At 40.8% G+C, this 15,314-nt stretch carries 8 protein-coding genes; 6 read left to right on the top strand and 2 right to left on the bottom strand.

The features are described from left to right. Positions 1-30 precede the first annotated feature (30 nt). From recC to AAC000_RS20745, 4 genes are read left to right on the top strand one after another with little or no spacing between them, the layout of a single operon-like run. Positions 31-3,441, top strand: a complete 3,411-nt coding sequence (recC, locus tag AAC000_RS20760) for an exodeoxyribonuclease V subunit gamma (protein WP_339725535.1) — start codon at positions 31-33, stop codon at positions 3,439-3,441. Then, positions 3,438-7,205 carry an exodeoxyribonuclease V subunit beta gene (gene recB / locus AAC000_RS20755; protein WP_339725533.1) on the top strand — a complete coding sequence of 1,256 codons (3,768 nt, stop codon included), beginning with the start codon at positions 3,438-3,440 and terminating at the stop codon, positions 7,203-7,205. The genes recC and recB overlap by 4 nt, the downstream gene beginning before the upstream one ends. A 7-nt stretch (positions 7,206-7,212) precedes the next feature. After that, on the top strand, positions 7,213-9,186 hold the full coding sequence (gene recD, locus AAC000_RS20750) for an exodeoxyribonuclease V subunit alpha (protein ID WP_339725531.1): 1,974 nt from the start codon (positions 7,213-7,215) through the stop codon (positions 9,184-9,186). Between the two features lie 46 nt (positions 9,187-9,232). After that, positions 9,233-9,472, top strand: a complete 240-nt coding sequence (locus tag AAC000_RS20745) for a hypothetical protein (protein WP_339725529.1) — start codon at positions 9,233-9,235, stop codon at positions 9,470-9,472. Positions 9,473-9,610: 138 nt separating this feature from the next. On the opposite strand, the gene AAC000_RS20740 is transcribed toward AAC000_RS20745, so the two are convergent. Both AAC000_RS20740 and AAC000_RS20735 read right to left on the bottom strand, forming a co-directional pair. After that, a complete protein-coding gene (locus AAC000_RS20740) occupies positions 9,611-10,024 on the bottom strand; it encodes a CBS domain-containing protein (protein WP_339725527.1) in 414 nt (137 codons plus the stop codon). 281 nt (positions 10,025-10,305) lie between these two features. Beyond that, entirely contained in the window at positions 10,306-11,088 is a 783-nt protein-coding gene (locus tag AAC000_RS20735; RefSeq protein WP_339725525.1) for an SDR family oxidoreductase, read from the bottom strand. Positions 11,089-11,448: 360 nt separating this feature from the next. Between AAC000_RS20735 and AAC000_RS20730 the strand changes: the two genes are divergently transcribed. Together AAC000_RS20730 and AAC000_RS20725 are read left to right on the top strand one after the other, a co-directional pair. Next, positions 11,449-13,053: a methyl-accepting chemotaxis protein gene (locus AAC000_RS20730; protein WP_339725523.1), complete on the top strand. Its 1,605-nt coding sequence runs from the start codon at positions 11,449-11,451 to the stop codon at positions 13,051-13,053. A 284-nt stretch (positions 13,054-13,337) separates the two neighbouring features. Beyond that, entirely contained in the window at positions 13,338-15,278 is a 1,941-nt protein-coding gene (locus AAC000_RS20725; RefSeq protein ID WP_339725521.1) for a methyl-accepting chemotaxis protein, read from the top strand. The last annotated feature ends 36 nt before the right edge of the window (positions 15,279-15,314 follow it).

Here is a 15,314-nt window from a genome sequence, read left to right as displayed (position 1 = left end):
ATCAATCGCTTCAAGAAGCCTACCTTATTTATGCTGTATCTGGTTCAATCAAACAAAATGGAATGTTTAGCTGAGAGTTTAATCAGTTGTTTGCAAGAAACGGCGGGAAAAGGGAGATCAGTATTTGAGTCAGATCAAATATTAGTGCAAAGCCCAGGTATGTCCCAGTGGCTAAAAATTCAAATAGCTGAAAAACTAGGTATTGCCGCAAATATCGATTTTCCTTTGCCTTCGAGTTTTATTTGGCAGTTGTATCAACAACATGTGGCAAACTTACCTGAACAATCAGCCTTCACTAAATCTAATATGACATGGAAACTCATGTCGATATTGCCCACTATGCTTGCTCAACCGGAATTTGCAGCCATTGAACAGTATTTGTCTGACTCACAACCCCTAAAGGTATATCAATTAGCGGGTAAAATTGCAGATGTGTATGATCAATATTTGGTATACCGGCCAGACTGGATCATACATTGGGAAGCTGGCCATAATGATTTGCCTAGTGAATTGTCGGATAAAAGTGCTAAAAGTATCTGTGACTCTCATCCTTGGCAACCCATTTTATGGCGCGCGTTGGTTGCCTATAGTGAGGTGTTAAACGAGTCACCTTTTCATCGTGCTAACTTACACCATACTTTGCTTAGTGCCCTACATAATGTGAACCATGACGAAGATGAAATACCCCCTGAAAAACCGCTGATGGTGTTTGGGATTTCGGCAATGCCAATGCAGCAGTTAGAAGTACTCAGCGCACTCTCTGAAACGCGAGATGTGTTGATCTTTTGGTTTAATCCAAGTCAGCATTATTGGGGGGATATTGTAGATAATAAAACCCAAGCCAAAGCCCAGCTCAAAGCCATAGACAACACAGCATTAAAGGGAGTCGAATTTTTAGAGATAGGTAATCCGCTGCTTGCTTCTTGGGGCAAGTTAGGCCGTGATTACCAAGATATGTTGCTAGGGTTAGAGTTACAGCAACAAGACTGTTTTGTGGATTTTCAGCCAGAATCTTTACTGCAACATATTCAGTGTGATGTGAACCATTTGCAGTTTAGAGGTACATCAAAAGAGTTAGATGCCGGTGAGTTATTATCTAATGGCAAGGAATATCCAAAGGTAGAAATCACTGCAACAGATCGCTCTTTGCAAGTGCATGCCTGTCATTCCAAAGTACGAGAGTTAGAAATTCTCCATGACCAGTTATTAAAACGTTTTAACGATAATCCTGATTGGCATCCTGGCGATGTGATAGTAATGATGCCCGATGTGGCTACTTATGCGCCTTTTATCGAGGGTGTGTTTGGTGCAGTAGATAACCAGTTGGCTATCCCCTATGCCATTTCTGACCGCAATCTTAGTCAAGTCTCACCTCTGTTAAGTAGCTTTATACAGTTAATGAAATTGCATCAAAGTCGTTTAACTTTGTCTGAGGTGTTGTCTTTGCTCGAAGTACCAGCAGTGCAACGCAAGTTTGCCATTGACCTACAGGAATTTGAATTATTACAACATTGGTTAACCGATGCGGGAGTGCGCTGGGGCTGGAATGAAGATGACAAACAACGCTGGGATCTTCCTCAAGAAAAACAAAATACTTGGGTGTTTGGTTTACAACGTTTGTTAGCTGGGTATGCCATGGCGAGTAACGAGTTGTATCAAGGTAACCACGAATTGATTTCAGCTTACGCTGATATCGAAGGCCAGCAAGCGGTGGCGTTAGGCAAATGTTACCAGTTTATCGCTGCGCTTTTAAAGGTACTGGCGTTCTGCCAACAGGCCCAAAGGATTCAGCTCAAAGTTGAGCAAGCCCTTGAATTGTTAGCTGAATTATACGACGCCGATGAAAGCGAAGAATCGGATATGCAGATCCTTCGAGAAACCCTCGAAAAAATGTTAGTCCATAGTCAACAATATTCGCAGCCCATTGATCAAGATGTGTTTGTCAGTGAGTTACAACAAAATATCCAGGAAAATGGAGTAGGTCAGCGATTCTTAGCGGGTTATGTGAATTTTTGTACCTTGATGCCAATGCGTAGCATCCCTTTTAAAATGGTGTGTTTGTTAGGCATGAATGACAGCGATTATCCTCGTCAAAGTGTGCCAATGGGGTTTGACTTAATGCGTTTGGCACCTGCAAAACGTGGTGACAGATCTCGCAGGTTAGACGACAGATACTTGTTTTTAGAAGCGTTATTGTCAGCCCGAGAACAGCTGTATTTTAGTTACCAAGGGTTTAGTCAAAAAGACAATAGCCCTATGTCGCCCTCAATTTTACTCAGTGAATTAATAGAATATTGCCAACAAGGTTATTGCTTGGCAGGGCAGTTGCAACTAGACGTTAAAGAAACCGAGCAAAATTTAGTTTCCCATTTAACCACTCAACATAAACTACAGCCCTTCAATCAGGTCTATTTCGACGTCAAAAATAGTCAGCCTTTTGCTAGTTTTAACTATAAACAGCACGCCATTGCTGAACAATTACAGCAACCTTCGCAAAGATTGCTGTTTAACAGTGCGCCTTTAACACAACAACTTGAGCTAGCTACCGAGCTTGAGCTTGATAGCCTTATTCAGTTTTTTCAGAACCCTGCTAAAGCATTTTTTATGCAGCGTTGGCAAACACGTTTTTATCCTTTAGGGCAACATAATAGTGATGACGAGCCTTTTGCATTTGATGGACTAGACAGGTATCAAGTCAATGAACGTTTGGTTCAGCAGGCGCTTACATTGCAACTTAACCCAAATACCGACATAGCCACTGAACAACTAACAGCCCAGCCCAGTATTGGTAGTGCTTTGTTACATGAATTACGAGCCGAAGGAAAACTACCCGCTGGGCAAATTGGGGAGTTGGCACTTAGACCTTTAACTCAACAGAGTGCTGAGCTTACAAAACAGATTATCCAGATGAGTGACTCGGATACTCCCATACAAAATGTGGATATTGAGATGCAGTTTGGTGACGTAACTTTATTAGGTCGAATAGGGAATATTTACGGAGCAAACTTAATACTATGGAGAAGTGGTAAACTCAGGGCTAAAGATCGCATCGCTTTGTACTTACAATGGTTATGTTTGTGCGCTCAATTACCTAAAAACGCCCTCAATCAGGCGCATTTTATTAGCACCGAAAAATTGTATTCACTGCCTGTTATTGATAAACCATCAGCCATGCAGCAACTAAACCTGTGGATTGAGCATTGGCAGCGTGGTGCTAATGAGGTTATGCATTTTTACCCAGAATCTGCATGGCAATGGGTAACCAGTCAAGATATCAACAAAACCTTGAATACTTTTATAGGAAATGACTTTGCGTCAGGTGAGGGTGATGAAGCTCATATTCAAAGAGTTTGCCCAAATTTAGACGAGCAATTTGAACACTTTAGTCAGTTAGCAGAAACCTTATTGTTACCTCTTGTTTTATTAGGTGAAGCCAAATGAGCCTCATTAATATGCAACCTCTAGATACATACACTTTTCCTTTGTCTGGTGCATCACTGATTGAAGCCAGTGCTGGCACAGGTAAAACCTACACTATAGTCAATTTGTATATTCGTTTGTTACTCGGCCATGGCTGCGCACCCTTGGGAGTGGAGCAAATATTGGTGGTCACTTTTACCAATGCCGCCACAGGGGAATTAAAGGAGCGTATCCGACTGCGTTTGCGCCAAGCCTATTTAGACTTTTTTGCTCAATCTAGCCAAGACCACTTCATTCAACAGCTTATCGAACAAAGCGACAACCTTGAACTTGATTGTCAGCGACTTGCACTAGCCAGTAAACAAATGGACGAAGCCGCTGTGTATACCATTCACGGCTTTTGCCACAAGGCGCTCACGGAACATGCGTTTGAAAGTGGTGCCATGTATGAGCAGAGTTTTATTCTCGATGAAAGTGAATGGCTAAAATTAGCGGCTGAAGATTACTGGCGCAAACATGTGGTGCCTTTGCCACAGCAAAGCTTACAGATATTACTCAAACATTGGGCTACACCCGATGCCATGCTTAAAGAAATTGGTGGCTTGCTGAGTCAGCATGCCAGGCCACATCAAACCTGTGATATTGATTCGGCCATCAAAAGTGTTGCTCTATATGCAGAGCAGGTTGCTAAACTTAAAAGTTGGTGGTTAACAAATGACGTCAGTCAACAACTGAGTAAGGCCAACTTAAATGGTCGCGCTAAATTGGGGAAATTGCCAACCCTTCAGGCTATGCAAGCATTTTGTAAAAGTGATGTATTACAAATCGATTTTGATAAAACTGGCTGGTTGTTGTTCTCACCAGAACAAATAGTTAAGGCGGCTAAAAAAGGCAGTGAGGATTTATCCCACTTAGATTTTAGCCAGTTTGAACTTCTACAAAGCATGTTACTGAGTTGCCAACAAAAGTTAACCTTGGCCTTTAGTGAACACGCTATGGCTGTGGTATCAGCGAATCTAAATGCCCACAAGCAGATGTTACATTTATTGTCGCCCGACGATCTATTACATGGATTGCAACGTGCTATCAGCCAACAAGCGGACTCTGATGATAAAACCAAAACTTTAGCCAATACACTTCGGCAAAAATACCCCGCAGCTTTGATAGATGAGTTTCAAGATACTGACCCAGTACAGTTTGAGGTGTTTCAAGGTATTTATGGCGATTCTGAAGAGGCAGAGTTTGGGGTTTGTTCTGATATTAGCTCAGAAACTTGTTCTAATAATAGCTCAGGGCTGTCAAAAGTTTGTTGGATCATGATTGGTGATCCAAAACAGGCTATTTATGCCTTTCGGGGTGCAGATATTTTTACCTATATAAAAGCCAAAGACTGGGTACATAGTCAGCGGCATTTTACCTTGGCAACTAATTGGCGCTCGGCACCTAAACTCGTTAAGGGCATCAACCAGTTATTTGCAAGCAGTCGCAAAGGCTTTTTGTTTGAACAAAAAATTCCTTTTTATCCCGTGTTAGCTGGACGCGATTTTGATGGATTAAGCATTAATGGTGAAGTGATTCAGAGTTTAGACTTTCAGCACTTACGCAGTGAAGCAAACTTGCCTATCTCTGCCAGTGATGCGACGAGTCAATTGGCCGTTTCGACTGCCAATCAAATAGCCCACTGGTTACACTTAGCGCAAACTGATCAAGCGATGTTGCAAAACCGTAGGATCACTGCTTCAGATTGCTGCGTATTAGTCCGTAATCGTAACGAAGCCCAAGTGATTAAAAATGCCTTGGCAGCAGTTAATGTGGCGAGTGTGTTTTTAGCACGCAAGAGTGTCTTTGCTACACAAACTGCGGTGGACCTATTCAGGTTACTGAAAGCCCTTAGTCAACCAACGGATGAACGCCTATTAAAAGCTGCTTTAATGAGTGAATTATTCACCTTTGATGGACAGCAATTAGATAGTTTATTTAATGACGAATCAAGTTGGCAAGGGGTGTTAGAACACAGTTTTTATTGGCATCAAACTTGGCAAAAACACGGTTTGATTCGGGCAATAAACCAAGTTTTACAACACTTTAATGTGGAGCAAGGTTTGATTGAGCATCAAACCGATGGTTTAAGACGGGTCACCGATTTACGCCATTTGACCGAATTGCTGCAACAACAAAGTATGCAACTCGTGGGCGAAGCCCAGCTTATTCACTGGTTTGAAAGCTGTTTAATAGAGCCTGATCACAATAGCGATAATCAACAAATGCGCTTAGAAAGTGATGCTAATTTAGTGCAAATTATTACACTTCATTCATCAAAAGGTTTAGAATTTCCACTGGTATTTATCCCCTTTGCCAGCAATTATAAATCAGCGCAACAAGCCTTGTACCATAACGATAAACAACAGCTTGAAGTCGACTTTTTAGTCAAAGAACAAAACTTAGAAAAAGCCGATTTTGAGCGTTTAGCTGAAGATATCCGTTTATTTTATGTGGCCGTTACCCGAGCTGTATATTATTGCTCTATTGGTGTGTGGAACATCAATTTAGGCAAAAGCAAAAAAGAATCTGGATTTGGTCAATCTGCCTTGGGCTGTTTATTGATGTCGTCTCAAGAACAGCCTGAAACAGATCCAGAGCTCACGATAACCGATCAGCACATAGCCGAAACAATTCAGGCTTTGGCGTCTAAGTGTGACATATCATATGGTCACTTTACACAAGTTCAATACGAAGTTCCTCAGGGGTTAGTATCACAAGCCAGTGATAAAAAATTGCCGCAACTTAGCGCCTTACAGTTGCAAAAGCCAGTAAGCAGGGCGTGGCGTTTAACCAGTTATTCGGCCATTAGTAGTCAGCAAGTACATCTAGATATGCCAGCACCAGGGCAAGATGAAGGCCAAGATCAAGTGTTAAACCTGATACAAGGTGAAGCACTCAACGAGTCATCAACACAAAATATAGAGTTGCAGCAAAGTCCCTTTAGTTTTGAGCGCGGAGCTAACGCTGGATCGTTTTTACATGGTGTCTTAGAAAATATTGATCTGCAAAAACCAGAGCAGTTGGCAGAGGTCATAACGCAGCAATCGACCTGGTTTGGTATTGGTGAACAATGGCACGACTGTTTGCAAACATGGTTAACAGATGTGTTGTTTGCACCTTTTAATGTTGCAGCAGACACAGAATATCAAAGCCCCAATATAACTTTGGCGGAGTTATCCTCTAATCAAGTAAAAGTAGAAATGGAGTTTCATATGCCCTTACATGAAGTGGAGGTACGGGACTTCAACCTCATAATCAATCAGTATTTAACACACCATGCTCGTGATTACCAATTCCAGCAACTTAACGGCATGATAAAAGGTTTTATCGACTTAATGTTCGAATATGGCGGCAAGTTTTATGTGGCAGATTATAAATCTAATCATCTAGGTGATAGTTATGAGCATTATCATTGTTCGGCCATGGAGCAAGCCATGTCAGGCCATGATTATCATTTACAAGCCATTTTATATACTTTGGCTTTACATCGCTGGCTCAAACATAAATTGCCTAATTATGATTATCAATCCCATATAGGTGGTGCTTATTACTTGTTCATACGTGGTATGAGTCAAGCCAAACCGGGTAATGGTGTGTATTTTGTTTTACCTGAACAATCGATGATCGAAGCATTGGATGAGCTGTTTTCTGGTAAAAAAAGTGCCAACCCGGATCAAAGCAGTGCTCTTCAACAGCCTGATGATAAAGCGCCGCAACAACAAGGACAGTTAGATTTATGGTGATCCAGTTATGTTGATGCAAGTTCAAAACACTCCAGATTTAAAAGGCAGCCTCGAGCAATTACTAAAGGTGTCAAAAATTCGTGCTATTGATTTGGCATTTGCTGATTTTGTTTATAGTGAAGAATCCGCTCTAGATAATACAACAAGGGAATGCCTAACTATGTTGGCTGCTTACGTGAGCGCCCAAACGGGTGAACAACATAGCTGTATTGACTTAGAAACCTTAGGCCAACCGTTTTTAGGCATATATCATTTTCCAGAACTAGAACTTCTGCTAACTTATATAGAAAATGCAGGTACTTTTGCAAACATGCGAGTAAATGCAGGTAACGTGAATGGGAAGACTGTAAAACCATTAGTTTTGCAAGGTGGTAAGCTCTATTTGCAGCGATATTGGCAGTATGAGTGGCAACTTGCGGCTATCATCAGAGAAAAAGCGTCTAAAGTGCTAGACTTAGATACAGTAACCGCACAAATTTTATTAAAGAGCCTGTTTCCCACTGAAGATTCGCAAGAACTAGATTGGCAGAAAATAGCGGTATGTATTGCTGCCAGCCAAACCTTGAGTTTTATTACTGGTGGGCCTGGTACAGGTAAAACCACAACAGTCACAAAATTGTTAGCTTTATTGCAAGGACTTGCCGCAAAGAAGGGCAAGGTCCTTAATATCCAGTTAGTCGCCCCAACAGGCAAAGCAGCGGCTAGATTGACAGAGTCCATCAGTAACGCAAAACAAAAACTCGCGACTGATTTACAAACAAATCTACCTGAACAGTGTCAAACTATTCATCGACTATTAGGTGCTAAGCCGCAAAGCCCTTATTTTAAAGCTAATGCCCGTCATCCATTACATTTAGATGTATTAGTACTTGATGAAGCATCAATGGTCGATTTACCTCTAATGGCCAAATTATTCGCAGCACTACCAACACATGCACAGGTTGTTTTGTTAGGTGATCAAGATCAACTCGCTTCAGTGGAAACCGGCTGTGTGTTATCAGATATATGTGCAGCTGGTTATATGCAAAGTGAACATTTGGATAATACTTTGACTGCTTATAGTGAAACCATGCAGTCGCAACTAGCCAAGTTGATCTCATTACCCAGTTTCATCAGTTCACAAACAAATTCTGCTGAAATGTCAGATAAAAGTGTTATTCGCGACAATGTGGTGAAACTCATTAAAAGTCATAGGTTTAATGACAAAAGTGGAATTGGGCAATTGGCCAAGCAGGTTAAAGCAGGGCAGGTCAATCAATGTTTAAGCCTATTAAATGATGAACATTTTACAGATATAAATTGGTATCAACCTAAGCAAACTAAGCAAATTTCGCCTCAAGCAGTAGCGAACGAAATACTAAAAACACTGATTACTAAGTTGTTACCCATTTATCAGCAATATATTCAAGCTATACAGCAAGGTGACTTGCGCCTAGGGTTTCAATATTTGCAGCAACAACAAGTATTATGTGCTCAAAAGAGCGGATATTGGGGCGTCACGCAGCTAAATGCTTTGATCGAGAACGAATTAAGCAAACAGGGGCTGATTGACAACAGTAAAGACTTCTACCTAGGTAGACCGGTATTGCTGTTGAAAAATGATCACCAGCTTAAGTTATTCAATGGTGATATTGGCATAGTGATGCCAGACCCACTCAATAAGGTGTTAACCAAAGTCTGGTTTGTGACACCTGAAGGCGAATTTAGAGGCTTACTTCCAAGTCGTCTACCTAGTCTAGAAACCTTATACGCCATGACTATTCATAAGAGTCAAGGCTCAGAATTTGAGGCGGTGTATTTATGTTTACCGCCTTTAACCTTGAATAATCCGAGCAAAGGTTTAAATCGAGAATTGATTTATACGGGCCTCACTCGCGCAAAATCTTACTTTATGTTGTTTGCAGAGACTAAGGCGTTGAGTCTGAGTTTGCGGCAACAGTGTGTACGAGGTAGCGGATTAGCTGCAAGGTTGTTGTCGTGAACCACTATTTTTCAGAGCTGAAATGAGTCTGCAACCAAGGAAATTTATGCGTACTGGATTGATATTAGTTAGTATTTTGGTGCTAGGACTGAGTGCATGTTCGCAATCAAGAGTGGTACCTGCTGACCCAACCGAGCTTCAAAAAAATGACGGCATACATGCTTTTGGAGAAAAATGTGAAGAAGCTAAATTTCAACATGATAAAGCGGTGGAAGAAGGACAAAAATCAAATTTGCGAGAACTAAAACGTAATATTGAATTGCATTGTGTGTGGCGCAGAAATTAATATTTTCAGCAGTTGATTAGATTAACAGCCAGTCATTCAGATAGCGCATTTTTAATGAATAATTCGAAATTAAACAAAAGCCCATGACGTGATACACAGGTTAGGGCTTCTTTTCTGCACTGTAACTGTGCATTTTGTTTAGAGTTGCAGCAGTTCTTTTAATTTTTCATCTAGCATCATAAGAATGTGCCTACGTGCCAATACACCCACCACTTTTCCCTCATCATCAAGTACTGGATAATTTTTAGGTTTCGCATTTAACATTTGTTGCGCTACTTGTAGTGGATCGCTGGTTAAGTTAACTGTTATCACATCCTGCTGCATCACATCTTGGACAATAGCGACACGGGTGTTGTGATATACCACCTGTAAGGTTGCCTGAAGACATTCTTGATCTGATATCCACCCCACTAATTTACCATTGTTGTCTATTACTGGGGCACCAAGTAGTGATTTTTTAATCAAATTAGCTGCCGCTTGGGCAACAGGCATATCCGGGTGAATGGTTGCGTAATCCGTTGTCATGTATTCGCGAATACTTGCAGAAATCATAGTGTACTCCATTGATTGCCCAATTTATGGGGAGGTCATATTTAAACTAATCAGCATTAACACAAGTGGCTATGCAAGTGGTTAGCCATAATTATGTGGTTTCTCTAGGGGAGTGGGAGCTAAGGGTAAATGGGCAAGTATCGCAGATAATATAAAAAGACAGGAAATGAGGCGTGCAACAGAGCCTGTCACTTTTTAACTCTTTCCCCATCGCATATGACCAAGTTTATTTAAATACATTAGGATGGGGGCTTTGTTCATTTTGTGGGTTCGCTAGTGCGTCAGTTAACCAATGTAGTGCCACCATCCACCGGAATAACTTGTCCAGTGATAAAAGCCCCTGCTTGACTGGCCAACATAATAGCCACCCCTGCAATATCGGTTGGCTCTCCCCATCGTTTCATAGGAATAGTTTGCAATTCTTCTTCAAACGCCGCTTGGTCGGTACTTAGAAATTCAGTCATTTTTGAGTAAAAACGCCCTGGTGCAATGGCATTGACTCGGATATGTGAGGCTGCCAACTCAGTGGCTAAAATTCTTGTTATCTGATGAACCGCTGATTTTGATACGGCGTAACTGAAGGTATCTAAAGCATTACCTAAGATCCCAGCAATCGAGCCAATATTAATCACGGTAGAGGTTTGTTGTGCACTGGCATTTTTAGCCAAAAGGGGCGTTAATGCTTGTGTTAAGAAAAATGGACTCTTTGTGTTGATGTCCATGACTTTGTCCCAACCCATTTCAGGAAATTCACCGAAGGGAGCGCCCCAGGCCGTCCCAGCATTGTTGACCAATACATCAATATGATCTTCACGATTGTTAATTTCTTGGACTAACTGGCTTAAGCCTTCACTTGTTGAGGCATCCCCAGGCAAAGCAATACATTCACCAAATTCGCTCAATTCTTGTGCCGCAGCTATACAGGCTTGCGCTTTCCGTCCAGTAATATAGACACGTTTTGCTCCAGCCTCGAGAAAGCCTTGAGCCATAAAGGCACCAAGACCTCGATAGCCCCCAGTAATTACGCAGATTTTATCTTGCATTGAGAATAGATTTTCAAACATGTAACACTCTCCTTAATATGTGAGAGCAATCTAGCAAAGAAATTAGGGTGAAGAATATTTTTTAGAATGATGATCAATTAATCGCAAATCTTTGGGGAAAATATAAATAGTCACTGAGTACTTGCGTTTATTCACTTGGTACATGAATAAAAATGTGAATTAAATTGAAATTTTAAGTCAGATTACACTTACTTGTTGTTTTTAATGATGACTTTATTCGAAGTAACTGATGATTTTTCATGGCAGTATTCTAAGATGACTAGAGCAGGGCCTTACTTTTAACTTTGTTTTTTCTGACATTAATGCCAAAGTCGGTAAACAAAGCGGCTTATTTATATACAGTACACAGGACATTATACTATGCCAACTATGTTTAGTTCGATTCGTATCAGGATAATGATTGGTTATGCCGCCATTTTACTGGTTACCTTAGTGGCAGCTGTCATTCTTACTAGCAGCAGCAAATTTGTACAAGATAGAGTGGCGAGTTTTGTGCAACAAACGTTACCCGCTTTAAATAATATTAATATCTTGCAAACGACCTCTAAAGAATTAGTACTCAAAGGTTATTCTCTATATGGCACTACTTTATCTAGCGAGCAATTTCAAACTGACAGGGAACAATTACTACAGCGCTTAGAGAGTGCAAATAAACTGCTCGCGAGTTCATTATCCAATAGCCAGCTTGATGCCAATATTGAAAAGGTTAAAGGTGCGTTGAACAGTTTGTACCAAGTGATGAATCAATCAAGTGTTGATTGGGACTTGGCTCGTGAGCTTTTAATGGATTTAGATTTGCAAGCTGCAGAATTAACTAAAGAATTGGATAAGCTACGAGATGCTATTGCAACAGAAACCGGCAATAGTGTCGATGAGATTGACATGCAGTTGGACACGGGTTTTATTATAGTGATAGTTTTGGTCTCTTTACTTGTTATGGTTGCTGTAGGGGCCTATCTGGTATCTCAAAAACAAATAGCTGAACCTATAGTGTCTTTGGCTAAACAACTGGATTTACTTTCTAGTCATAGAGACTTAACTAAAACACTACCAGCACATTCCACCCTAGAAGTCAGCAGTATGGCAAGCAGTTTAAATGGTTTACTTAGAATGTTTCAATCTGGTATGGCAGATGTAAACCAAGCTATTAGCAGCATTAATTCGTCAGTGAAACAATTGGGAAACAGTACCCAGCGATCTGGTACAACAGTCGCAAAGTTGCAAACCGACATACAAAGCTTAGTGCAAATAATGGCTAGATTAGAACAGGACATGCAACAAAGTTTAGAGTGTTCAGAATCTGCTGCGGATGAAGCCAAACAAGGAGCCGATAGCATGGCGCAAGGCCAACAAAAAGTTCAAGAAACCGCCACTAGTATAGGTGAGCTTGCTGAAGATATTGAAAACAGCGCCGAAAAACTACTGACCTTACAAACGGCCGGAAATCAAGTCTCCAACGTCGTTAAAACCATAGCCGAGATTGCTTCACAAACCAACTTATTGGCCTTAAATGCCGCAATCGAAGCTGCAAGGGCGGGGGAGACAGGTAGAGGTTTTGCGGTGGTGGCTGATGAAGTCAGAACCTTAGCGATTCGAACGCAACAATCCACAGATGAAATTAATACCATGTTAGTGAATATAGTGGGATCTATTCAAACTGCTGTGACCAACATGGACTCTAATCAAGACAAAGCCAAGAAATCTGTGGATTTGGCTAATGAATTGGTTGATACACTTCAGACTGGACGTAATAGCATATTATCACTGGTGAAGGTGAGTAATGAAGCAGCACACTTAGCAGCTAACTCTAAAGACATTTCAATTGCCGTCCGTGAACAAGTACAAGCGTTTAAACACCTAGGTGATGCGGTTTCCGAAGGTAATACCAGTAATACTGAAGCGTCAGGCTCTTTGCAAAAGTTAGCCGCGAGTTTAACTAAAACGCTGGCGCAGTTTAAACTTTAGCTCCACATGTCACAGCTTGGTGTATATTTAGTTCCTGGGGCAATCATTTAGTTATGTAAAGCCCTAGCTGTTTTATCTTGAAAGCGTTCATTTCTTATGTGTCAATTTGCAAGTGCACCTACTTGTTCTTAATTTTACTAAATAGTGTTATTTGTAATAAGCAGGTTCGCAAAGTGCATTACTGTCTTAACTATTAAAGTATAAAATATTATTTCCGATACTAAGGTTATAACCATATTCCACTCTATTGTGAGCGTATTATGGTCATTTAGAAGGCAAATCTCATGGAAATTAAAAAGAAACTCATACTTGCCTGTTCTACTTTGGCTATAGTGCCATTACTCGTCACTTCGGTTTTTCTCGGATATTTAGCCGTAAGCAAGTCCTCTGAGGCAATAGAAGAAGCGGCAAGTCGACAGCTAATTTCCCTAAGTAATATCAAAAAAGTCCAAATCGAGAGCTATTTTAATACCATTAAAAGTCAGGTGCAGAGTCTCTCATCAAGCACCATGGTTGTTGATGCTATGAGTGAGTTCAAAGAGAGCTACAAAAAAATAGGCCAAAATGCCAATGTTGACCAAATGCGTAGCGAATTGGCTAAGTATTACAGCGATCAATTTGCAGTTGAATATAGTAAGCAAAATAATGGAGCCTCAGCCGATCCACTGCAGCTATTAAGTCAAATGGATGATGAATCAATAACCCTTCAGTATTATTATATTCAAGACAACCCGCATCCATTGGGTAACAAACATAATTTGGATGCTGCTAGTGACGGCTCTACTTATAGTGAACTGCATGGTCGTTACCACCCCGCAATACGCGATTTCCTTAATAAATTTGGTTTCTACGATATTTTTTTAGTCGATAATGAGACGGGAGATATTATTTACTCTGTTTATAAGGAAATGGACTACACCACCTCATTGCTCGATGGGCCTTATGCCAATTCAGGCATCGGTGAAGCCTTCAGGGCTGTTTATAAGGCTGACAAAACTGATGCGCTAGCATTGACGGATTTTGCTTCTTATAAACCATCTTACGAAGCGCCAGCCTCATTTATTGCCACTCCTATTTTCAATAATAAGAAGAATATCGGCGTGCTAATTTTTCAAATGCCTATTGATGGAATTAATGCTGTGATGACCAGTAATGAAAAATGGCAAGAGGTAGGAATGGGCCTCTCTGGAGAAACCTACCTTGTTGGTGAAGATAAAACACTGCGTAGTCAAAGTCGCTTTCTTATTGAGGACAAACCCGCTTATCTAAGTGCTTTAAAAGCTGCTGGGGTGAATTCTACTGTGATTAATGCGATTGATAATAAAAACACTTCTATTGGTCTTCAAAAGGTGGATAACTCCTCTGTATCACAAGCTCTTAGTGGACTAAGTGGCTACCACATTATTCAGGATTATCGAGATGTTTCAGTATTATCAGCCTTTTCTCCCGTTAATATCCTAGGTAAAACCTGGGGAATAATTGCTGAAATTGATGAGCAGGAAGCTTTTAACGCTAAAAATGAATTGGCTAGCAGTATTCAGACAATCACTGTGATTATTAGCTTGATTATCGCAGTCATTGCATTAGTCCTCGGCAGGTATGTTGCGTTGAGTATTACTCGTCCAATAATTACTTTAAGTAGTGTAATGACCGATGTTGAAAAGAATAATAATCTAACATTACGTAGTACAAATCAGTCAAATGATGAAATTGGAAAAATGGCAACCGCATTCAATAGTATGTTAGAGAAATTTCAACTTTTGATTCAACAAGTGAATAATTCCTCAATTCAACTGGCCACAGCGTCCGAAGAAGTTTCTGCTGTAGCGAGTGATAGTAGCAGCAACATTAATAGGCAACGTGCAGAGACCGAACAAGTGGCTACTGCCATGAACGAAATGTCGGTTACTGTCCAAGAGGTTGCTGCTAATGCAAACTCTGCATCTGACGCAGCCCACAAAGCGAATGAAGAGACAAGTGCAGGTAAAAATTTAGTACAAATAGCTGCAAATACTATTCAAAAATTGGCTAATGATATAGATGGAGCAGCAGTGGCGGTACGTGAACTGGAATCACAAAGTGATAGTATAGGTAGTGTACTGGATGTGATTAAAAGTATTGCAGATCAAACTAACCTCTTGGCGCTAAATGCGGCAATAGAAGCGGCTCGCGCTGGCGAACAGGGTCGAGGGTTTGCTGTGGTAGCCGTAATACTGATCGTTTAAGAACTGATCACTTGAATCACTAGGTGTTATTTCTGT

The organism is uncultured Paraglaciecola sp. (genome assembly GCF_963977085.1).
Classification (GTDB): Bacteria; Pseudomonadota; Gammaproteobacteria; order Enterobacterales; family Alteromonadaceae; genus Paraglaciecola.
The sequence above is the reverse complement of the archived record's forward strand: the minus strand, read 5'-3'. Positions and strand labels throughout refer to the sequence as shown.

What these genes read in the sequence shown, in the direction of transcription:
- recC (WP_339725535.1), top strand. Translation starts at nt 31, where the DNA reads ATGCTGTATCTGGTTCAATCAAACAAAATGGAATGTTTAGCTGAGAGT.
- recD (WP_339725531.1), top strand. Translation starts at nt 7,213, where the DNA reads ATGTTGATGCAAGTTCAAAACACTCCAGATTTAAAAGGCAGCCTCGAG.
- AAC000_RS20725 (WP_339725521.1), top strand. Translation starts at nt 13,338, where the DNA reads ATGGAAATTAAAAAGAAACTCATACTTGCCTGTTCTACTTTGGCTATA.
- AAC000_RS20730 (WP_339725523.1), top strand. Translation starts at nt 11,449, where the DNA reads ATGCCAACTATGTTTAGTTCGATTCGTATCAGGATAATGATTGGTTAT.
- AAC000_RS20735 (WP_339725525.1), bottom strand. Translation starts at nt 11,088, where the DNA reads ATGTTTGAAAATCTATTCTCAATGCAAGATAAAATCTGCGTAATTACT.
- recB (WP_339725533.1), top strand. Translation starts at nt 3,438, where the DNA reads ATGAGCCTCATTAATATGCAACCTCTAGATACATACACTTTTCCTTTG.
- AAC000_RS20745 (WP_339725529.1), top strand. Translation starts at nt 9,233, where the DNA reads ATGCGTACTGGATTGATATTAGTTAGTATTTTGGTGCTAGGACTGAGT.
- AAC000_RS20740 (WP_339725527.1), bottom strand. Translation starts at nt 10,024, where the DNA reads ATGATTTCTGCAAGTATTCGCGAATACATGACAACGGATTACGCAACC.